Annotated in this window: 22 protein-coding genes; 13 read left to right on the top strand and 9 right to left on the bottom strand. The window is 59.4% G+C overall.

Features of this window, described 5'->3' with window-relative positions; all coding sequences use genetic code 11:
* Window positions 1–180 precede the first annotated feature (180 nt).
* Both AB4N74_RS16790 and AB4N74_RS16785 read left to right on the top strand, forming a co-directional pair.
* Entirely contained in the window at window positions 181–714 is a 534-nt protein-coding gene (locus AB4N74_RS16790) for a gluconokinase (RefSeq protein ID WP_095048167.1), read from the top strand.
* A gap of 82 nt (window positions 715–796) precedes the next feature.
* Window positions 797–2,152 (top strand): GntP family permease, encoded by a 1,356-nt coding sequence (locus AB4N74_RS16785; protein ID WP_099756982.1) that lies wholly within the window; start codon window positions 797–799, stop codon window positions 2,150–2,152.
* 178 nt (window positions 2,153–2,330) lie between these two features.
* Here the strand turns inward: AB4N74_RS16785 and alaC are convergent, their stop codons facing one another.
* Entirely contained in the window at window positions 2,331–3,548 is a 1,218-nt protein-coding gene (gene alaC, locus AB4N74_RS16780; RefSeq protein ID WP_093430443.1) for an alanine transaminase, read from the bottom strand.
* Window positions 3,549–3,687: 139 nt separating this feature from the next.
* Between alaC and AB4N74_RS16775 the strand changes: the two genes are divergently transcribed.
* The 3 genes from AB4N74_RS16775 (at window position 3,688) to AB4N74_RS16765 (ending at window position 5,726) form a co-directional block, all read left to right on the top strand.
* Window positions 3,688–4,350 carry a LysE family translocator gene (locus AB4N74_RS16775; RefSeq protein WP_007917797.1) on the top strand — a complete coding sequence of 221 codons (663 nt, stop codon included), beginning with the start codon at window positions 3,688–3,690 and terminating at the stop codon, window positions 4,348–4,350.
* A 68-nt stretch (window positions 4,351–4,418) separates the two neighbouring features.
* On the top strand, window positions 4,419–4,913 hold the full coding sequence (locus AB4N74_RS16770; protein WP_093430441.1) for a GyrI-like domain-containing protein: 495 nt from the start codon (window positions 4,419–4,421) through the stop codon (window positions 4,911–4,913).
* A gap of 324 nt (window positions 4,914–5,237) precedes the next feature.
* Window positions 5,238–5,726 (top strand): GNAT family N-acetyltransferase, encoded by a 489-nt coding sequence (locus AB4N74_RS16765; RefSeq protein ID WP_093430440.1) that lies wholly within the window; start codon window positions 5,238–5,240, stop codon window positions 5,724–5,726.
* Between the two features lie 136 nt (window positions 5,727–5,862).
* Here the strand turns inward: AB4N74_RS16765 and AB4N74_RS16760 are convergent, their stop codons facing one another.
* Both AB4N74_RS16760 and AB4N74_RS16755 read right to left on the bottom strand, forming a co-directional pair.
* A complete protein-coding gene (locus tag AB4N74_RS16760) occupies window positions 5,863–6,468 on the bottom strand; it encodes a pyridoxamine 5'-phosphate oxidase family protein (protein ID WP_257355960.1) in 606 nt (201 codons plus the stop codon).
* 18 nt (window positions 6,469–6,486) lie between these two features.
* On the bottom strand, window positions 6,487–6,972 hold the full coding sequence (locus AB4N74_RS16755; RefSeq protein ID WP_093430438.1) for a GNAT family N-acetyltransferase: 486 nt from the start codon (window positions 6,970–6,972) through the stop codon (window positions 6,487–6,489).
* A 140-nt stretch (window positions 6,973–7,112) separates the two neighbouring features.
* Between AB4N74_RS16755 and AB4N74_RS16750 the strand changes: the two genes are divergently transcribed.
* Genes AB4N74_RS16750 through AB4N74_RS16740 form a run of 3 tightly spaced genes read left to right on the top strand, consistent with a single transcriptional unit; the run spans window position 7,113 to window position 9,157 of the window.
* On the top strand, window positions 7,113–7,538 hold the full coding sequence (locus tag AB4N74_RS16750) for a YybH family protein (protein ID WP_257355959.1): 426 nt from the start codon (window positions 7,113–7,115) through the stop codon (window positions 7,536–7,538).
* Between the two features lie 40 nt (window positions 7,539–7,578).
* Window positions 7,579–7,923, top strand: coding sequence for a YciI family protein (locus AB4N74_RS16745; RefSeq protein WP_008081988.1), 345 nt, complete (start codon window positions 7,579–7,581; stop codon window positions 7,921–7,923).
* Window positions 7,916–9,157: an RNA polymerase sigma factor gene (locus tag AB4N74_RS16740; protein WP_460096675.1), complete on the top strand. Its 1,242-nt coding sequence runs from the start codon at window positions 7,916–7,918 to the stop codon at window positions 9,155–9,157. The genes AB4N74_RS16745 and AB4N74_RS16740 overlap by 8 nt, the downstream gene beginning before the upstream one ends.
* 363 nt (window positions 9,158–9,520) lie before the next feature.
* On the opposite strand, the gene AB4N74_RS16735 is transcribed toward AB4N74_RS16740, so the two are convergent.
* Entirely contained in the window at window positions 9,521–10,375 is an 855-nt protein-coding gene (locus AB4N74_RS16735; protein ID WP_460096674.1) for a LysR family transcriptional regulator, read from the bottom strand.
* A gap of 89 nt (window positions 10,376–10,464) precedes the next feature.
* Between AB4N74_RS16735 and AB4N74_RS16730 the strand changes: the two genes are divergently transcribed.
* The gene (locus tag AB4N74_RS16730; RefSeq protein WP_093430434.1) at window positions 10,465–10,902 is read left to right on the top strand and encodes a multidrug/biocide efflux PACE transporter; all 438 of its coding nucleotides are present in this window, start codon (window positions 10,465–10,467) and stop codon (window positions 10,900–10,902) included.
* Window positions 10,903–11,020: 118 nt separating this feature from the next.
* Here AB4N74_RS16730 and AB4N74_RS16725 read toward each other — a convergent pair whose 3' ends face one another.
* Window positions 11,021–11,779, bottom strand: a complete 759-nt coding sequence (locus AB4N74_RS16725) for an SDR family NAD(P)-dependent oxidoreductase (RefSeq protein WP_116255051.1) — start codon at window positions 11,777–11,779, stop codon at window positions 11,021–11,023.
* A 120-nt stretch (window positions 11,780–11,899) separates the two neighbouring features.
* On the opposite strand from AB4N74_RS16725, the gene AB4N74_RS16720 reads away from it, so the two are divergent.
* Window positions 11,900–12,796: a LysR family transcriptional regulator gene (locus AB4N74_RS16720; RefSeq protein ID WP_099756973.1), complete on the top strand. Its 897-nt coding sequence runs from the start codon at window positions 11,900–11,902 to the stop codon at window positions 12,794–12,796.
* Window positions 12,797–12,920: 124 nt separating this feature from the next.
* On the opposite strand, the gene AB4N74_RS16715 is transcribed toward AB4N74_RS16720, so the two are convergent.
* Together AB4N74_RS16715 and AB4N74_RS16710 are read right to left on the bottom strand one after the other, a co-directional pair.
* Window positions 12,921–14,534: an inorganic phosphate transporter gene (locus AB4N74_RS16715; RefSeq protein WP_460096673.1), complete on the bottom strand. Its 1,614-nt coding sequence runs from the start codon at window positions 14,532–14,534 to the stop codon at window positions 12,921–12,923.
* Window positions 14,535–14,782: 248 nt separating this feature from the next.
* Window positions 14,783–15,805 (bottom strand): transporter, encoded by a 1,023-nt coding sequence (locus AB4N74_RS16710; protein WP_007917764.1) that lies wholly within the window; start codon window positions 15,803–15,805, stop codon window positions 14,783–14,785.
* A gap of 273 nt (window positions 15,806–16,078) precedes the next feature.
* On the opposite strand from AB4N74_RS16710, the gene AB4N74_RS16705 reads away from it, so the two are divergent.
* Both AB4N74_RS16705 and AB4N74_RS16700 read left to right on the top strand, forming a co-directional pair.
* Window positions 16,079–17,704 (top strand): methyl-accepting chemotaxis protein, encoded by a 1,626-nt coding sequence (locus tag AB4N74_RS16705; protein WP_460096672.1) that lies wholly within the window; start codon window positions 16,079–16,081, stop codon window positions 17,702–17,704.
* A gap of 110 nt (window positions 17,705–17,814) precedes the next feature.
* Window positions 17,815–18,258: a hypothetical protein gene (locus AB4N74_RS16700; RefSeq protein ID WP_460096671.1), complete on the top strand. Its 444-nt coding sequence runs from the start codon at window positions 17,815–17,817 to the stop codon at window positions 18,256–18,258.
* Window positions 18,259–18,538: 280 nt separating this feature from the next.
* On the opposite strand, the gene AB4N74_RS16695 is transcribed toward AB4N74_RS16700, so the two are convergent.
* On the bottom strand, window positions 18,539–18,844 hold the full coding sequence (locus tag AB4N74_RS16695; RefSeq protein ID WP_099756970.1) for a PepSY domain-containing protein: 306 nt from the start codon (window positions 18,842–18,844) through the stop codon (window positions 18,539–18,541).
* 161 nt (window positions 18,845–19,005) lie between these two features.
* Window positions 19,006–20,133: a glycerophosphodiester phosphodiesterase gene (locus AB4N74_RS16690; RefSeq protein WP_257355956.1), complete on the bottom strand. Its 1,128-nt coding sequence runs from the start codon at window positions 20,131–20,133 to the stop codon at window positions 19,006–19,008.
* A 221-nt stretch (window positions 20,134–20,354) separates the two neighbouring features.
* Between AB4N74_RS16690 and AB4N74_RS16685 the strand changes: the two genes are divergently transcribed.
* Window positions 20,355–20,681 carry a DUF2025 family protein gene (locus AB4N74_RS16685; protein ID WP_093430425.1) on the top strand — a complete coding sequence of 109 codons (327 nt, stop codon included), beginning with the start codon at window positions 20,355–20,357 and terminating at the stop codon, window positions 20,679–20,681.
* Window positions 20,682–20,796 lie beyond the last annotated feature (115 nt).

Raw genomic sequence — 20,796 nt, 5'->3', positions numbered from 1 at the left:
TAGCGCTGTCCTGATGCAGCTGTAAATGCGTAAGCGAGGTCCTGCCTGATCTTCGCTTTTTGGCGTTGGGAACAAACCTGCTGCAACCCAAAAAAACGACAAGAAGGCGTCGGCAACTTCTGCCTGTGCACTAGAGTCATAGCTAGCAAAGGTAGCGCTGTCTGCGCGCTGAGGTGTTATATGAGTCATCCCATCACCGCCCTGGTCATCATGGGCGTTGCCGGTTGCGGCAAGACGTGCGTCAGCGAGGCCCTGTGCCAATTGAGCGGCGCCACTGCCATTGAAGGCGATACTTTCCATCCGGCCGCGAACATCGAAAAGATGAGCGCGGGGATTCCCCTGAACGACGACGACCGTGCCGGCTGGCTCGACAGCCTGTGCGATGAACTGCGTCGCGTCGACGCGCTGGGCAAACGCCCGGTGCTGACCTGCTCGGCCCTTAAACACAGTTATCGCGAAGTGTTGCGCAGCGCCTTGCCGGGCCTGGGTTTCGTGTTTCTTGAATTGACCCCTGAAGTTGCCGCTGAACGTGTGTCCCACCGTCCGGGCCACTTCATGCCCGCGACGTTGATCGAAAGCCAGTTCGCCACCCTCGAATCGCCGAAGGGTGAGCCGTTGACATTGGCGTTGAATGCTTCGATCCACAGCGTTGAAGAACTGGCGTCCCAGGCTCACGTCTGGTGGCAGGCCCACGGTCTGAAACAGGCGGTATGAGTGTGTTGAAAGAGATAGCGCTGTCCTTCCGACTTCTGTTTAACCCGCTTTAATAACAACAACAATCCAGGAGACACCCCCAATGTTTGGCATGTCCCACGACGCCTACCTGCTGCTCGATGCAGTGGTCACGGTAATCGGCCTGATTATCCTGATCACCAAATTCAAGATTCACCCGTTCATTTCCCTGACCATCGCGGCCGCGTTCCTCGGCCTGACGTCGGGCATGCCGATCGGCACCATCATCAAAGCGTTCCAGGACGGCTTCGGTGGCGTGCTCGGTTTCGTCGGCATCATCCTTGCGCTGGGCACCATGCTCGGCAAAATGATGGCCGAGTCGGGCGGGGCGGATCAGATCGCCCAGACCCTGATCCGGGCGTTCGGTAAAGACAAAGTCCAGTGGGCGATGATGTTCGCCGCGTTTCTGGTGGGCATCCCGCTATTCTTCGAAATCGGCTTCGTGCTGCTGATTCCGTTGGTGTTCATCGTTGCGCGCCGCACCGGCGTGTCGATCATCAAGATCGGTATCCCGCTGCTCGCCGGTCTGTCCGCCGTGCACGGTCTGGTGCCACCTCACCCGGGCCCGCTGCTGGCCATCGGCGTGTTTGGCGCTGACATCGGCAAGACCATTCTCTACGGTCTGATCGTTGCGCTGCCTACCGCGATCATTGCCGGTCCGATCTTCGGTACGTTTATCGCCAAGCACATTCCGGGTCACCCGAATCAGGAACTGGTCGATCAACTGGCCCGCGAAAACGACGACTCGGCCAAGCTGCCGAGCTTCACCATCACCCTGATCACCGTGCTGTTGCCGGTGTTCCTGATGCTGCTGAAAACCTTCGCTGACGTGGCGCTGCCGGACGGTCACTTCTTCCGCACCTGGATGGACATGATCGGTCACCCGATCTCGGCACTGCTGCTGGCGTTGCTGCTGTCGCTGTACACCTTCGGCCACAAGCAGGGCATCGGTTCCCAGCAGATGCTCAAGTGGCTCGACGCGAGCCTGGCGCCAACCGCTGCGATCATCCTGATCATCGGTGCCGGCGGTGGTTTCAAGCAGATGCTGGTGACCAGCGGCGTGGGCGACGTGATCGGCCACATGGCGGTCAGCGCACAGATCTCGCCGATCCTGCTGGCGTGGCTGGTGGCAGCGGTGATTCGTATCGCGACCGGTTCGGCAACTGTGGCGACCATTACTGGCGCGGGCATTGTCGTGCCGGTGGTGGGGATGATTCCGGGCGTTAACCGTGAGCTGTTGGTACTGGCCACTGGCGCCGGTTCGCTGATCCTGTCCCACGTGAACGACGCCGGTTTCTGGCTGGTGAAGCAGTACTTCAACATGACCGTGGCCGAGACGTTCAAGACCTGGACGGCGATGGAAACCATCCTGTCCATCGTTGCGTTGGGCTTTATCCTGCTGCTGTCGCTGTTCGTTTAAGCAGCTTCACGCAGGCACAAAAAAACCGCAGCGATGCGGTTTTTTTGTGGGTGGATTTTGTGGTTCACCCAAAACCAATGTGGGAGCGAGCCTGCTCGCGAAAGCGGTGGGTCAGTCAGCATTGATTTAGCTGACACGACGCCTTCGCGAGCAAGCTCGCTCCCACAGGGGATAGGTGTCAGGCGGAAGTTTTTGGACTCAGGCCATCCGCCCGGAACATGCCGCGAATCCCGCGCACCGCCTGACGTATGCGGTCCTGGTTTTCGATCAGCGCAAAGCGCACGTGATCGTCGCCATACTCACCAAAACCCACCCCCGGCGAGACGCAGACCTTGGCCTCGGCCAGCAGTTTCTTGGCAAACTCCAGCGAACCCAGATGCGCGTACTGCTCAGGAATCTTCGCCCAGACGTACATCGACGCCTTCGGATTCTCAACCATCCAGCCCAGCTCATGCAGGCCTTTGACCAGCACGTTGCGGCGCTGGCGATACTGCTCTGCGATGTCGCGCACACACTGCTGATCGCCTTCCAGCGCGGCAATCGCCGCGACTTGCAGCGGGGTGAAGGTGCCGTAGTCGTGGTAGCTCTTGATCCGCGCCAGAGCGTTGACCAGTTCCGGATTACCGACCATGAAACCGATGCGCCAGCCGGCCATGTTGTAGCTCTTGGACAGGGTGAAAAACTCCACAGCAATGTCCTTGGCGCCCGGCACTTGCATGATCGACGGGGCTTTCCAGCCGTCGTAGACGATGTCGGCGTACGCCAGATCGTGAATTACCAGCACGTCGTACTGCTTGGCGAGGGCGATCACCCGTTCGAAGAAGTCCAGTTCCACGCACTGTGCGGTCGGATTCGATGGGAAGCCGAGGATCATCATTTTCGGTTTCGGAATCGAGCCGCGAATGGCCCGTTCCAGTTCGTCGAAGAAGTCCACGCCAGGCACCAGCGGCACCGAACGCACCTGGGCACCGGCAATCACCGCACCGTAGATGTGAATCGGGTAGCTCGGGTTTGGCACCAATACGGTGTCGCCCTGATCCAGGGTTGCCAGCATCAAATGCGCCAGGCCTTCCTTGGAACCGATGGTGACAATGGCTTCGCTTTCCGGGTCGATGTCGACCTCGTAGCGTTGCTTGTACCAGTTGGAAATCGCCCGGCGCAGGCGCGGAATGCCCTTTGACGTGGAGTAACCGTGGGTGTCTTCGCGTTGGGCAACCTGGACAAGTTTTTCGACAATATGCGGCGGCGTGGCGCCGTCGGGGTTGCCCATGCTCAAGTCGATGATGTCTTCACCACGACGACGCGCAGCCATCTTCAGCTCGGCGGTGATGTTGAAAACGTAAGGGGGGAGTCGATCTATGCGCGCAAAGCGGCGCGGCGAACCTTGTTCAGCCATTGTTGCCTCGGATAACGTAAGCGCCCGGAACCGTCCGAGCGACGCTGGTCACTGCGGTGACCTGTGGCGGAAGATAAGGGCTGTGATGGCATACTGTCCAGCGCGTTTTTCAAACATATTTGCCCAAGGAAATCGGTAGATGGAATTCACCAGCGGCTTCTTGCTGAGCCTTTCGCTGTGCCTGGATATCGGCGTGGCCAACATCGCCATGATCACCCTGGCGATGCAGCGCGGTTACTTTCAGGGCTTCGCGCTGGGCCTCGGTACCTGTGTCGGCGACCTGATTTACGCGGTGCTGGCGCTGGCGGGCATGACGGTTTTGCTGCAATACGAAACAGTGCGCTGGGTGCTGTGGATTGGTGGTTCGGCGCTGCTGATCTACTTTGCAGCGAAGATGATTTACTCGGCGATTCACCACGAGGCGCAGTTGGCGGCCACGGCGGAAGTGGGGCAGAACTCCCATCGCAAGGAGTTCTTCCGGGGGATATTTCTCGCGATGTCGTCGCCGAGCGCGATTCTCTGGTTCGCTGCTGTTGGCGGTACGTTGATCGCCCGTTCCGGTGGCGGTGGGCCGGTGAGTTCGGCGCTGTTCCTTGGCGGATTCCTTTGCGCCGGGCTGCTGTGGTCGGCGGGTTTATGCTTTGCCGCGAGCCATGGTGGTAAGCTGTTGGGCGATAAGCTGTTGCGCTATTCGTACCTGGCATCTGCAGCGATCTTCTGCTATTTCGCGGTGTACGTGATCGTATCTGGCTACAACGAATTTGTCGGTTCGGGCGCCGTCGAGCAGTTGCACGCGCTGTAAACGTGCGAATCGGCTTTGGCTTTCTATACTCCCAGCCGAACCCCCTTTTTTGTTCCAGGAGTCGAGTCATGGATGAGCAAAAACGCGTCGAAGTGGCTGAACCTCGCTTCGAACATGGACACTTCTTGCTGATTGCAGGTTTTCGCGGTCGATTTACCCAAGACACAGCCAAGGACATTCCGGCGCTGTGGGAAAAGTTCTTGCCGCACCTGGGAAAAATCCAGGGGCAAAAGAACGAAGTGACCTACGGTGTCTGCAGCAATTTCGACGGCAAGGGCGGCTTCGATTACATCGCCGGGGTGGAAATCAGCAAGCTCGATGACCTCGACCAGAAGGTCTACCAGTGGGTCGAAGTGCTGCCTCGGCAATACGCGGTGTTCGAGCACAAGGGGCCGCTCGAACAGCTGCCGCAAACCCTGCAATACATCTACAAGACCTGGCTGCCGACCTCGCACTACGTAGAGCTCAATGCCCCGGAACTGGAGCGCTATAGCGCCGATTTCAATCCGCGGCTGCACACCGGCAAACTGGAAATCTGCGTGCCGGTCGATACCAAGGGCTGAACCAACAGACATGAGGCGGATCACTGATCCGCCTCATGGTTTTCAACCGCGTTTACTCTTGCCCAACCGTCGCGCCCGCAACAGGTCGATGCCCAGAGTGATAAAGCCGAACGTACTGATGCCCAACACCATCAACAGGCCGATTTCAACGCTGCTCATAAACGGTTTCCCCCAAGGGTGATCAGAGACACACCTGAGAAATAGCCCGCCGCGAACCCGAAGAAAAGCACTTATACGCAGGCTTTACGCCGCCCTTGCGCATCGATATGCAGGCCTTATTCCTTTATGCTTTCGGCACTTTCTTCTGCCGATTTCCGAGCCGCCATGAACACCGTTATCCGCAACGTCACCGCCGCCGATCTGGACCGCTGCTACGCCATCGAAACCGTTGCCTACGAAGGTGACGAAGCGGCCACCCGCGAGAAGATCGCCACGCGCATTGCCACCTGGCCGGAAGGTTTTGTCGTTGCCGAGGTGGACGGTGAGGTCGCAGGCTTCGTCAACTCCGGCGCGGCGTTTGATGTGCAGATGTCGGACGAGGCGTTCAAGGAACTGATCGGCCACGACCCGAAAGGGCCAAACGTGGTGATCATGTCGGTGGTGGTGCACCCGGATTATCAGGGGCAGGGTTTGGCCAAACGTTTGATGGGCGAGTTCATTGAACGTATGCGCGGGATGGATAAGGCGACCATTCATTTGATGTGCAAGGAAAAGCATATCCCGTTGTATGCCGGGTTTGGCTTTGCCTACATCAAACCGTCTGAGTCCGACCACGGCGGCATGGCGTGGCACGAGATGATCCTTACCCTCTAAAACCAGCCCGATACTGATCGTTCCCACGCTCCGCGTGGGAATGCCTCCTGTGACGCTCTGCGTCACGACTTTGGGACGCAGAGCATCCCCGGCTGCATTCCCACGCAGAGCGTGGGAACGATCATTTACGGGAGTGTCAGTAGAGGGTGTCGGTTACGCGTTTCGGCGCTTCGCGGTCGTAGGTTTCGGCGTCGAACTGGCCGTCATTCAGGCGTTTGTGGAAGGCGCCAGCAGAGGGCAGGGCCGAGCGCGGCAGATGCGTTTCCGGGTTCCACGCATCCGAGCGGACGAAGGCTTTCGAGCAATGAAAGAACGCCGCTTCCACCGTCACCAGCAACACCGTTTTCGCCGGTTTGCCGTTCACCGCAAAGCTTTCCAGCAACTGCGGCTCAGCACTAATCACCGCCGTGCCATTGACCCGCAACGTCTCGCCAATCCCCGGAATAATGAACAACAACGACACCCGCGAATCGTGCAGCACATTGCGCAGGGTATCGATGCGGTTGTTACCTGGGCGATCGGGCAACGCCAGCGTGCGTTCGTCAATGATCCGCACAAACCCGGCTTTGTCACCGCGCGGCGAATTATCCAGGCCATCGGTGCCCACCGAGCTGACAATCACCAGCGGCGACAGGCGCACCATTGCCTGATAATCGTCGTTGAGAAAACCGATCTGCTTGCGCACCGCCCGCTCGTGGGGCAGTCCGTAAATCGCTTCCAGTGCTTCGATTGAGTCGATCATCGTGCATCCCTCGATGACTTAGAAAACCAGGCCCATGCGCCGTTCGTAACCGATCCGGCCCTTGTACGCTTCGCCGCTGTCGACATAGCCGTGTTTGGCATACAGCGCGATGGCTGCGTCGTTATCCGCGTCCACCGACAATTCCAGTCCCTTGATCTCCGGCCACGCCTGACGCGCAACGTCGGGCAACGCTTGCAGACAGGCCTTGCCGTAGCCCTTGCCCTGGGCGCGGCGATCGACCTGCAGCGCATGCAAGGTGGCGCTGTGTTCATCGGCCCAGGCCGGCAACACTGGCGGGCGCTTGAGCAACAGAAACGCCACGGGTACTTCATCCGCCAGCAGCGCAAAACCCTTCACACCCGGCCCGGGTTTCGACAGCAGGGTGTGCAAAGCCCCATGGATATCGCCGGAGAACTTGATCTGCTCGGCATGGATTTCAATCGCCTCGACTTGCTCACGCTGCAAGGCGTTAAGGCTGTCGTACGGCACGAGTTGGGCTGACACGGGAATTTCCTTTTTCCTACAAAGATGAGCCTCGGATTCTAGCGATTTTGTCTTCTGCGGAAATTTTTTGTTTCGCCTGTCGATCAGCTCAAGTGCCGAACGACTAAGGGTGTCTTCACAACAAAAACACGGAGAACACCATGAGCGCACAAACCGAGATCCAGACTCTGATCAACACCTACCGCGAAGCCGTCATGAAAAAGGACGTGGAGAAAGTCATGGCGTTGTACGCCGACGACATCGTCTCTTTCGACGCGATCAAGGCCCTGCAATTCAAGGGTAAAGCCGCCTACCGCGCGCACTGGGTCGAGTGCATGGAAATGTGCCCCGGCCCGCACGTTTTCGAGTTCCACGAAATCGCCATCGAAAGTGCTGACAACATTGCCTTCGCCCACTGGGTGGCCAACTGCGGCGGCACCAATGACAAAGGCGAAACCCAGAGCTGCTGGATGCGCGTCACCGCTTGCTATCGGCAGGTTGACGGGGCGTGGAAAATCGTCCACGAACACTGGTCGGCGCCGTTCGATCCGATGAGCGGCGCGACCCTGTTCGATGTGACTCCCTGATCTTCAGCCATAGTTGAACCGTCCGATTCAGGAGAACGCCATGAAGTATTTATGCCTGGTCTATAGCGATGAGCGCCTGCTGCATTCGTCGCCCGACAGCCCGGAAGACGCCGAGTGCTGGGCCTACGCCGAGTCGATTCAGGGCAGCGGGCGGATGGTTGCCGCCGAGGCGCTGGAGTCGGTGCAGACCGCCACCACGGTGCGGATGCGCAACGGCAAACTGTCGATCACCGACGGCCCGTTCGCCGAAACCAAGGAGCAATTGGCCGGTTTCTACCTGATCGACGCCAAGGACCTCAACGAAGCGATTCAGGTTGCCGGCAATATTCCGGCCGCGCGGGTGGGCAGCGTTGAAGTACGACCGGTGCGGCAATTGAATGTCTGAGGTCAAGGCGCGGGTCGAGCAGGTCTACCGCGAAGAGTCGCGGCGGATCCTGGCGACGCTGATTCGCTTGCTGGGTGATTTCGACCTCGCCGAAGAAGCCTTGCACGAGGCGTTCTTCGTCGCGGTCGAACGCTGGCAGCGCGACGGCGTGCCGGACAACCCGCGCACCTGGCTGGTGTCCACCGGGCGCTTCAAGGCCATCGATGTGTTGCGCAGGCGTGCGCGGTTCAAGGCTTCGCAGCCGCTGTTGCTGGCGCAACTGGAAGAACTGGAACAGGCCGACTGGAGTGGCGAAGACGTGGAAGACGATCGCCTGCGGCTGATCTTCACCTGCTGCCACCCGGCGCTGGCGGCGGATGCGCAAGTGCCGCTGACCTTGCGCGAAGTCTGCGACCTGACCACCGAGGAAATCGCCCGCGCCTTTCTCTCCGCGCCGGCAGCGATTGCCCAGCGCATCGTGCGCGCCAAAGCGAAGATTCGTGACGCGAAAATTCCCTATCAAGTACCGTGCCTGAGCGAACTGCCCGAGCGCCTCGATAGCGTGTTGCGGGTGATTTATCTGGTGTTCAACGAAGGGTATTCGGCGTCGTGCGGGGCCGAGTTGATCCGTGAAGATCTGACCCGCGAGGCGATACGGCTTGGGCGACTGTTGATGGAATTGCTGCCGGAGCCGGAGGTGATGGGTCTGCTGGCGATGATGCTGTTGCACGAGTCGCGACGGTCGGCGCGCACTTCGCCGAGTGGTGAACTGGTGCTATTGGATGATCAGGACCGTTCACTGTGGGATGCCGGGTTGATTGCTGAGGGATGTGCGCTGGTCGAGCATGCGCTGACCACGCGGCGCTTTGGGCCATATTGTTTGCAGGCGGCGATTGCGGCGGTTCATGCTGAGGCGCCGTCGGCGGGGGAGACGGATTGGGAGCAGATCGTTGGTTTGTATGACGTGCTGTTGCGTGCGGTGCCTTCACCGGTGATCGAGTTGAACCGGGCGGTGGCGGTGGCCAAGCGGGATGGGGCGCTGAACGGTTTGAATCTGATTGAAGGGATTTTGGGTCGCGGCGAGTTGCAGGATTACCACTTGGCGCATTCGGCGCGGGCGGAGTTTTGTCGGCAGTTGGGTAGGGTGGAAGAAGCGCGGGCTGCGTATTTGCGGGCCTTGGAGCTGACCCGGCAAGAGCCGGAGCGGCGTTTTATCGAAGGGCGGCTTTCGGCGCTGGAATTGCCCTCACCCTAGCCCTCTCCCAGGGGGAGAGGGGACTGATTGGGGGATGCTGTAGAAGTACGCCGACCTGAACGCTCAGCGGTGAATCCATAATCGACCCAAATTTCACGACCATATATAACGCAGCAATCAATCCATAATCGACTCGATCTCTCAGGTCGATGTATGACGCAACACAATGCGGTCGGCCCCCTCTCCCCCCGGGAGAGGGCTGGGGTGAGGGGCTTTTGAGCTCATATCCAATGAATCCATAATCGACTCGGTCTCTCAGGTCGATGTATGACGCAAGACACCTCGGTCGGCCCCCTCTCCCTCCGGGAGAGGGCTGGGGTGAGGGGCTTTTGGCTTCATGCCGGCTAGCGATTAGGCGCGCCGCTATTCCAGCATCTTGCTCAACAACCAGCTCCCCGCCGGCCCTGGCGGATACAGCCGCGACCACAACGCATCAACAAACACCGGCTTAGGCCAGCCGCGCACCTTCAACTCCACCAACAAATCATTGCCAAAACGCTGCGCCAGCCAACGCGGCAACGGCGCCCAGCCAAAACCTTTCTCGGCCATTTCCAGCAACATCAGATAACTTGGTGCCGACCACACCCGACCTTTGCCGCGACTGTCGTAAGGATTGACGATGGTCGCCAGGCGCAATTCACGGTGTTGTTCCAGGGTGTGTTGATCAACGAGATCAAGCTTGGCCAGCGCGTGATCGCGATTGACGAACAGGGCGATTTCCGTGCGCTCGGCCACCGTCGACGTTGCCAGGTCCGGTGGGTAGTTCTCTTGCATCTCGGCGAAGGCCAGATGCGCACGACCGCGCTGCACCAACTCGATCAGGTCATCGCATTCGGCGATCAGGCATTCCAGCTCCAGATCCGGATAACGCTGCTCAAACCCGACCAGCGCCGCTTCAAAACGGTACGACTGATAAGTGTCGGAAATCGCCACGGTCAGCTTCGGCTCGACGCCTTGGGACAACTGCCGCGCAGTCATTTCCAGACGACTGCTGGCCGCCAGAATCGCCTCGGCGCGTTGCAGCATCACATGCCCGGCCGGGGTCAGCGCCGGTTTGCGGCTGCTGCGATCGAACAACTGCAGATCCAGATCGATCTCAAGGCTGGCCACCGCCGCGCTGATGGTCGACTGACTGCGCCCCAGTTTGCGCGCCGCTGCCGAAAACGAGCCTTGGGTCGCCGCCTGGACAAATGCCAACAGCACTTCCTGCGAGATCATCAACTATCGCCTTGATCGATGGTTATTGGTTATGAAGTATCGGCATCAAGATAGATCATGGCAACACTCTTCACTCAAGGAGTCAGGCCATGACTGCCCACAAATCGATCACTGAACGTATTTTCCAGGCCGTTGGTTTCGAACTGCTGGCCATCCTGATCTGCACCCCGTTGCTGGCGTGGATCATGCAAAAACCGATGCTTGAAATGGGCGCGGTGACCGTGTTGATCGCGTTGCTGGCGCTGGGCTGGAACGTGGTGTTCAACCGTTTCTTCGACCGGATGCTGGAACGCATGAACGTCGCGCACAACGCTTGGATACGTGTGGTGCACGCGCTGCTGTTCGAAGGCGGCTTGATCGTGATGGGCGTGCCGCTGATTGCCTGGTGGCTGTCGGTCAGCCTGTGGCAGGCGTTTTTGCTCGACATCGGCGTGTTGCTGTTTTTCCTGCCGTACACCTATGTTTATCACTGGGGTTATGACGTGGTACGTGAGCGCTTCATGACCCGTAACGCTTGCCAAGGCTAACACCACCCCCGTGTAGGAGCTGCCGAAGGCTGCGATCTTTTACTGTTGATCTTCAAGGGCAACATCAAAAGATCGCAGCCTTCGGCAGCTCCTACCAGGGAAAGTATTTCAGCGTTGGTTAGAGGAACATGCCGCCGGATGCCTCGACCCGCTGACCATTGATCCACTGCGCCCCCGGCGACAGCAACAACGCCAATGCCCCGCCAATGTCATCCGGCTGCCCGGCACGGCCCAGCGCGGTGTTGCTGGCGACCATTGCATTCAGCGCCGAGTTGTCTCTTACTGCGCCACCGCCGAAGTCAGTTTCGATGGCGCCCGGGGCGAGAATGTTCACGCCGATCTGCCGGGCCCCCAGCTCTTTGGCCTGATAACGGGTCAGCACTTCCATCGCGCCTTTCATCGCCGCATAGGCGCCGTAACCCGGCAGACTGAAACGGGTCAGGCCGCTGGAAATATTGATGATCCGCCCGCCATCGTTGATCAGCGGCAGCAACTGCTGGGTCAGGAAGAATGGCCCTTTCAACTGAATGTTCATCAGCAAATCAAACTGCTCCGGGGTGGTCTCGGCAAACAGCGCATGAACGCCGATCCCGGCATTGTTGATCAGGAAATCAAAACGCTGACGGTCAAACGTCTGCTGCAACGCCTGCTCAACACGTGTACCGAAATCGGCAAAGCTTTCGCTGCGGCCGACGTCCAGTTGCAGCATCACGGCTTTCGCGCCGAGTGCCTGCAGTTCGGTTACCAGCGCCTGGGCTTCATCGGCGCGGCTGTTATAGGTGCCGATGATGTCGATGTCCTGAGCGGCGAGGTGCAGGGCGGCGTTTTTGCCCAAGCCGCGACTGGCGCCGGTGATCAAAGCGATTTTGCGATTCATGGAGGCTTCCTCGATTGCGGTGAGTGGTGATGGACTCAGTTTATTTGTCCGCCAAGGGGTGATAAACAGGTTGAAAACGGAATCACTGATCGGCTCAGCCGAACAATCCATGGGTGCCTTATGAACAAACTGGAACTGCTGCGCACCTTTGTCCGGGTCAGCGAACTGTCGAGTTTTACCCTCGCGGGCGAGAGCCTTGGCTTGCCGCGCTCGACCGTGTCCGAACATGTGCAAGCGCTGGAAACCCTGCTCGGCACGCGTCTGCTGCAACGCACCACACGCAAGGTGCAGGCGACGCAGGACGGGCTGGTGTTGTACGAGCGCAGCAAGGACCTGCTCTCGCACATGGACGAGATCGAGGGCTTGTTCCGCCAGGACGAGGCGTCGCTGACCGGGCGCATTCGGGTCGACATGCCGAACATTCTCGCGCGGCGTCTGATCATGCCGCGCCTGCCGCAATTCATGGAGCGTCATCCGAACCTGGAGCTGGAAATCAGCAGCACCGATCGCCGCGTGGACTTGCTTAGCGAAGGCTTCGATTGCGTGGTGAGGATTGGCGCGCAGCCGGATCAATCGGTGGTCGCGCGACATCTCGGTGACTTCCCCATGGTCAACTGCGCCAGCCCCGCCTACCTTGAGCGCTACGGTGTGCCGCAAACCCTTGAGGATCTGGCGCAGCATCGACTGGTGCATTACGTCGGCGTGCTCGGTTCGCGTTCGGAAGGTTTTGTGTACGAGGAGGGCGGGCAGGTTAAACGCTTGCCGATGGCTGGCAGCATTACGGTCAACAGCACTGACGCTTACGAGTCGGCATGCCTGGGCGGTTTTGGTCTGACGCAGGTGCCGCGCACCGGCATGCAACCGCATCTGGAAAACGGCGAACTGGTCACCGTGCTGCCGCAATTCACCGCGCCGGCGATGGGGATTTCGTTGTTGTACGCGCGGCAGCGGCATTTGCCGTTGCGGGTGCGAGTGTTTATGGATTGGCTGGGCGATCTGATTCGCTCCGCGCTCTGAACCTGAACACCGGTCAAAACTGTAGGAGTGAGCCTGCTCGCGATAGCGGTGTGCCAGTTTAATCAATGTTGACTGACACACCGCTATCGCGAGCAGGCTCACTCCTACAGGGGATCTTCGTCGGTCAGAAGATCTGGGTGAACAGCCAGTAGAGGCTGCCTGACAGCAGAATGGCGGCGGGGAGTGTCAGCACCCACGCCATCAACAGATTGCGGATGGTCTTCATCTGCAACCCGCCACCGTTGGCGACCATGGTCCCGGCTACCCCTGAAGACAACACATGGGTCGTCGACACCGGCAAACCAAACATGTCCGCCGCACCGATGGTGAGCATGGCCACGGTTTCCGCCGACGCACCCTGCGCATACGTCAGATGGGTCTTGCCGATCTTCTCGCCGACCGTCACCACAATCCGCTTCCAGCCGACCATGGTGCCCAACCCGAGCGCGATGGCCACGGCGATCTTCACCCACAGCGGAATAAACCGTGTGGCGTTGTCGATCTGCTGTTTGAACAGTTGCAGTTTGCTGCTGGTGTCAGCGTCGAAATTGCCGACCTTGTTCTTGTCCATCAGGCGAATGCTTTCGCTGGCCAGGTACATGTCGTTACGCACGTTGCCCATGGCTTCGGCCGGGACTTTCGCCAGCGAGCCGTAGCCTTTGACTTCTTCACCGATGTGCCCGGTGAGGGCGGCGAGGGCGGGGATCAGTTGCGGCGTGGCGTCCTTGCTGCGCACGTAATCGGAGAGCACCGCACGCGGATCGGCCGGCGTCGGCAGCGGGGCACTTTTCACCAGCGCTTGCTGGGTGACTTGCGCCACGGCGGCAAACTGCAGCGATTGTTCTTCGGGCATGGTGCGGTTCAAGGCGTAGGCCATCGGCAATGTGCCGACCAGAATCAGCATGATCAGGCCCATGCCTTTCTGGCCGTCATTGGAGCCGTGGGCGAAGGACACGCCGGTGCAGGTCAGAATCAGCAAACCGCGAATCCACCACGGCGGCGGGGTGTTGCCTTTAGGGGCCTTGTACAGCGCGCGATTCTTCACGAATGCACGCAGCGCCAGCAGCAACAGCGCCGCGCAGCCGAACCCCACCAGTGGCGACAGGAGCAAGGCGTAACCGATCTTGGTCGCCTGCGCCCAATCGACACCGCTTGTGCCGTCGCGGCCGTGCATCAAGGCATTGGCCACGCCGACGCCGATGATCGAACCGATCAGCGTGTGCGAAGACGATGCCGGCAAACCGAGCCACCAGGTGCCGAGGTTCCACAGGATCGCCGCGATCAGCAGGGCGAAAATCATCGAGAAACCGGCAGACGAACCGACCTGCAGAATCAACTCCACCGGCAGCAACGCGATGATGCCGAACGCCACCGCGCCGCTCGAAAGCAACACGCCGAGAAAGTTGAAGAACCCCGACCAGACCACTGCCACATTCGGCGGCAGCGAGTGGGTGTAAATCACCGTCGCGACGGCGTTGGCGGTGTCGTGGAAACCGTTGACGAACTCGAAACCCAAGGCAATCAGCAGCGCCACGCCGAGCAGCAGGAACGGCGTCCACGTGGTGACTACCGTGCCGAGTTCGTGCATGTCGTGCATCAGGCTGTAGGCGGTGAACAGCATTCCCATCGCCAACACGGCGAAAAAGATCACGTAGGTAAACGGGCCGGTTTTCTTGTCGAGGGCTGGCCAGCCACTGTGGGCGGACCCGGGGCTGGCGGTCAGGGAGGGAGTAGCCATGAGCGGACAATCCTGAGCGAGGGAAGGAATGTCGCCCATGATCGTTGCAGAATGTTACAGAGAGACTGCGCCATGTCAGTGTTTGGGGTTTTAGCTCCACCGCTGATCCGAAGACTGAAGAAGATCCCTGTGGGAGCGAGCTTGCTCGCGAAAGCGGTGTGTCATCCGACAATTATGGAGCCTGACACTCCGTCTTCGCGAGCAAGCTCGCTCCCACATTGGGCCTGCGGTGGCAATGCGTTTTGTGGTCAGTAATCGCCTCTTTTACGAAACGCCCAACGCCCGGCAATCACGGTAAACGTCGCCACCAGTGCAACCAGAATCCAGAACCCTTCCGGATCTTGCGACAACGGCACCCCACCCACATTCATCCCGAAAAAACCGGCAATGATGTTGATCGGCAGCGCCAGTACCGTTACCACGGTCAGGGTGAACAGCGTGCGGTTGCTCTGTTCGTTGAGGTTGGCGGCGATCTCTTCCTGCAACAGTTTGATCCGCTCGCCAAGGGCGGTGAGGTCGTTGATGATCAGCGCAAACTCCTCGGTGGATTTGCGCAACTCCTTGACGTCTTCCTTTTGCAACCAGGGCGGCGGCCGGTTGAGCAGACGCAGCAAAGAGCCCGGCTCCAGCGCCAGCAGCCGTTGTAAACGCACCAACACGCGGCGATTGGCACCGAGTTCGGCACGGTTGGTCGACAGCCGGGAGGAGAGCAATTCGTCCTCGACTTGATCGACGCTCATGCTGGTCTTGCGCACAATCTGCGTCAGCACTTCACCCTGATCGCGCAGCAGATGCACGAGCAATTCCGATGGCGAACGAAAGCGCTCGCCGGCTTTCACCGACGAGCGCAATTTATCCACCGAGTGCAGCGGTTGCAGACGCGCACTGACGATCAGTTTGCTGCGCACACAGACCCACAGCGTCGACACGTCCGAGGAGACCATGCTGCTGAGGTTGAACACGACATCGTTGACCACCGCCAGCAACGCCGAGTCGACATGCTCGATGCGCGTCGACCGCGAGCCTTCATGCAACGCCTCGAAAAACTCTTCGGGCAATTGCAGATGACTTTTCATCCAGCGCTCGCACGCCGCGTGCGCCAGATTGAGGTGCAGCCAAAGAAATTCGCCACTGTCGCTGTCGTCCTGCAAACAGCGCAACGCCGTGGCGGAATCGACTTCGCGGCCACGTTCACCGGGCAGGAAGCGGTAGCCGTAGAGCAGGCCAAACAGATCGGGATCGCGATGGCTGATATCGAGGCTGTGGTTCATGAAGGCTCGCTGCGAGGAGGGGGCGTCGGTGCGTAAATGGCAGGTTCACTGAGCCGCATCATCGCAATGTCACATGACGTTTATGTGACGGCAAAGTGACGTCAAATCAGCGACTTACCGATGGTCGGATTTTCTTCAAGAGGCGCTCTGGCGTGCCGATCACACTTGGGTTACGTTGCGCGCGCTTGGCCATGAGCCAAGGCGTGCCGACAGGGATGTCCGGCAAAATTTCACGCCTTACCGGGCGTGCCTCATCCTTGTCCTGAGTATCTTTTGATGCTGCAAAAATCCCTGAGAGCGCAAATTCTCGCCCTGCTGAGCGGCAGCCTGCTGGCGGTGCTGTTGATTGCCCTGGCCTGTTTTCATTTCCTCTCCAACGGCGTGCAGAGTTACAGCCAGTTGATCGCCGGTCCCTTGCACACTTCGCAATTGATCGACGAGGCCAACCTGCAATTCAAGGTGCAGGTGCAGGAATGGAAAAACGTTCTGCTGCGCGGCAAGCAGCCGGCGGATCTGGCCAAATATTGGGGTCAGTTCGAGGATCGTCAGCGCGATGTGCAGAACATTCTCGGTGAACTGGCCAGCCAGAAAGGCCTCGATCCGAGCCTGAAAAACCGCATCGAACGTCTGCGTGAAGAACATCGTCTGCTCGGCGCTGCCTACCAGAAGGGCCGCGATGCCTACGTGGCTGCCGGTGGTGATCCGACGGCTGGTGATGCGGCGGTCAAAGGCGTCGACCGCGCCGCCAGCGATCAGATGAGCGAGCTGGTCGCCGAGTTGCGCAAGCAAGGCACCGCGCAGTCGGCGCTGATCAGTGCCGAGGCTGATCGCACCGTGTGGCTGGGGCTGCTGGTGATGCTCGCGTCGGGTCTGCTGATCGGCTTGTTGAGCCTGTGGCTGGTCAACCGTAACCTGGTCGAACCGATTCGCAAACTGATCGATTACGTGACCCAGTTGAGTCGCGGCAAACTCGCCGAGCGCGTGGTCAGCGACCGCCAGGATGAGCTGGGCAACCTCGCCGCCGCCGCCAACACCTTGCGCGATTTCCTCGCCGAAACCTTCACCCGTTTGCAACGCAGCGCCAGCGATCTGGATAGCGCCAGTGGCGAGTTGAATGCGATCGCCACGACCATGGCCGGCGGCACCAACGAACAATTCAATCGCACCGATCAAGTGGCCACGGCGATGAACGAAATGTCCGCCACCGCCCAGGAAGTGGCGCGTCACGCCGCTGATGCTGCGCGTGCGGCCGACGATGCCGACCAGTCCGCCCAGCAGGGTGAAAAGGTCATGCAGAGCACCATCCACTCGATCACCCAGATGCGCGGCGAAATCGCCAATACCGCCACGGTGATCCGTCGTCTGGAAGCCGACAGCGGCCGCATCGGCAAAGTGCTGGAAGTGATTCGCGGCATCGCCGAACAGACCAACCTGCTGGCATTGAACGCGGCCATTGAAGCGGCGCGCGCCGGTGAGGCCGGGCGTGGTTTTGCCGTGGTCGCCGATGAAGTACGCAACCTCGCACAACGCACCGCCGAGTCAATCATCGAGATCAACCAGATCATCCAGAGCGTGCAGACCGGCGCGGTGGACGCGGCGCAAGCCATCGACAGCGGCCAGACGCGCAGTGATGAAAGCGTCGAGCAGGTGACCCAGGCCGGCGCGATGCTGGAGCGCATCACCCACGCGGTGGAGGCGATCCGCGACATGAACCGTCAGATTGCTACCGCCGCCGAAGAGCAGACCTCGGTGGCCGAGGACATCTCGCGCAACCTCACCGAGATCACCTCGATCGCCAGCACCAACCTCGACAACGTGCAGCGCACCGAAAGCGCGAGTCAGAACCTGCACAGTCTGTCGGGGGAGCTGAACGAAGTCACCGCGCGTCTGAGTGCCTGACGCAAACGACCGTGTACCGGTTCGGATACCGAGTCGGTACACAGTCGATCTCAAATTGAGGCGGCCGTGGTCGATGACCGGTTATCTATAACCGGCATTGGAGTATTTCCATGGTCAGCATCACGTCTGTTTCGATCAATCAGACTCTCAGCACACCCACCAGCAAAACGTCGATTAGCGACGTTGCTGACGACACGTCTACCTCAGCAACCGCCAGCACGGGCGCGACTGCCGATAGCGGTAAAGTCGCCGCCGGTGGTGGGGCCGCTCCGGCGGGTGACAGCAGCTCCAGCAGCAGTGAAGAATCGGATTCGGTGAAAGAACTGCGCAAGCAGATTGCCGAGTTGCAGAAGCAATTGCAGGAGGAGCAGCAAGCGCTGCAAGCGGCCCAGGCGAAGCAGGAAAGTTCGGATGCCAAAACCGCCGAAGTAGCTGCCGCACAAGCGCAGATCACCGCCACCTCGGCCTCCCTGTCGACCGCCACAGCTTCATTGTTGCAGGCGCAGGACTCCGACTCGAGCACTTCGGGGTCGTTGGTCAGCACCTCGGTGTGATGCCTTTTCCCCTCACCCTAGCCCTCTCCCGGAGGGAGAGGGGACTGACCGTGGTGATTATGCGAGCTACGCCGACCTGAGATTTCGAGGCGCACTCAGGCCTTGAATAGCCCCCGATCGGCTCCCTTTCCCCCTCGCCCCCTTGGGGGCGGTCCGACGTTTCGGGAGGGCTGGGGTGAGGGGGGAGAAAATCTCACTGACAACACATCAACCAGGCCAAACACCAGACACAAAAAAGCCGCACGATTTGTCAATCGTGCGGCTTTCCGTATTCGCTGTATCAAGTGTCTTGCTTGTTGCTCAACACCTTGCCAGTGGTCGCATCAAAGTCCACATCGAACTCTTTGCCATCAGCAGTTTTCAATTCAACTTCATACTCATAACCGTTGAAGTGGTTATCCAGGTCAGTGTCAGTAATAGTTGCACCCGGATACAGTTTCAGCGCATCGGCATTCATCGATTCCAGCGACTTGATCTTGCCTTCCTTGACCAGTTGCGGGATCTGGTCGACGCGGACATCAGCCAGGGCCACGCCAGCAGTGAGGGTCAGGGCAGTGGCGGTAAACAGGGCAGTCAAAGTTTTCATCGGTTCATTCCTTGGGTGACTCGTTTAAGTGGCCTCAGGTTAACCAGCGCAACTTAACTCACCCTTAAAACCCTGCACCCAAACAAAACGGGCAAGCCATGCACCTGCACAGAACCTGTGAGAGCGTGGCTTGCCCGTGATGAAGGCGCCTGGATTTCAGATCAGAAACCGTTGTTCTTCAACACCTGATCAACCGTGCCAGCCGCCGGGCGTTTGTAGAACTTCAACAATTCGCTGGCGCGGTTGGTGAAGATGCCGTCGACACCGGCCGCCATGACTTTCTCGAAGTCCACCGGCTCATCAACGGTGTAGACGTGCACCAGCATGCCCTGATCGTGGGTGTATTGGTTCATCCACGGTTGCACCAGATCCGAATAGCTCTGATCGCCGCCCTTGGTCAACTTCGCCGACGGGCCGGTACCGATGGCACCTTGCGACTTGGCGTAGTCCACCCATTGCTTGAATTCGGCTTCGGACTTCGGCTCTTGTTTGCCGTAGAAAACGTTTTTGTCTTTCTCGCCGGACTCGGCAAAGGTTACTTTCGATTTCGGCTCGATGCTGCCTTCGCCGACCCACAGCAGGAGGATCTTCGGCACTTGCGGCATTTCTTTTTCCAGCAGTTCGAGGCTGTTTTTCTCGAACGTCTGCAGGATCACCTTGCCTTTGCCCTGACCCACGCCCAGCGCACTTTTCGCCAGCTTCGAACCGGCCGGGCTCAGCCAGCCGCGATCCTGCAGTTTTTCCTTGAGGTCTTTCTCGATCCCGGGAAACAGCTGCGGCTCTTTGGTCTCGATGTACAGGCCCGGCTTGTGTTGCGGATTGGCCTGGGCAATGTCGATGATTTCATCGAGGGTGAGAATTTTCAGCCCGGCATAAGTAGGGCGCGCGCGGTCGGGGTAGGCCTGGTTGTACCAGCTGCCAGCGTCGAGGGTTTTCAGTTCGGCCATGGTGAAGGCGTTGGCCGGGCTGTCCTTGCGCTCCGGGAACTTGCTGGCGACGTCGGTGGTGCGTTGCAGGTTGTTGTCGTGCAGGGCGAACAGCACGCCGTCCTTGCTGCGTTGCAGGTCCATTTCCAGGTAATCGGCGCCGAGGTCGCGGGCCAGTTTGTAGGACGCTGCGGTGGATTCCGGTGCATCGAAGGACGCGCCACGGTGAGCAATCACGGCCGGGTGCGGGATGCCGTTGGCGGCAGCGATCGCTTTCGGGTCGGTTTGGCTGGCAGCGTGTGCCTGACCAAGACCGAGCAGCAGGCTCAGGACCAGAGCGCTTTTGGTGAAAGTGGCGGGCATGTTCGAGTTCCTTTCGCAGGGCATTTTCAAAGACGTACCTTTTAACAACTGAATCGATTGCGTGCTATCGCAGGACCGACATAAACGTATTAAAAGCGATTTTTCCTGCACTTTTGTGGCGCGGTTTGCAGTACGCTTGCCCTCGGCAGACGTCCCGGCAGAGGGCGGGCCGCTCCGTTGCCCTGCGTGTAAACCATCGATCATTTTTCGTGAGGTTTACCATGCGCATCACCTCCCAACTCATCTGCCAGGCTGCCGACGATCTCAAGGGTTTTGTCGGCCTCAACCGCAAGACCGGTCAATACATCGTGCGTTTCAGCGAAGATTCGTTCGGCATGGACGTGGCGGATGACGGCATTATTCCTGTGAATGAATTCGTCTGGGCGCCGGCGACGGCGCAGACCATGACCCTTAAACGCGAGTTGATTCAGCTATTGCTGGATCAGAACATCGACGAGCGGATCAACATTACCGAGCCGTTGCGGGTGTATATGAGCAGGGTTGAGGTGCCGGAGATTGTCGCGGTGCGGAGTCTGGTGCGCGGCTGAGATTATCTGTGACAGTGCGGGCCTCTTCGCGAGCAAGCTCGCTCCCACATTGGATCTGCGTCGATCACAAATCCATTGTGGGAGCGAGCTTGCTCGCGAAGGCGGCCGAAAGTAT

This window comes from Pseudomonas sp. H3_C08 (assembly GCF_054669455.1).
Note: the sequence above shows the minus strand (reverse complement) of the source record. Positions and strands in the feature narration are given on the sequence as shown.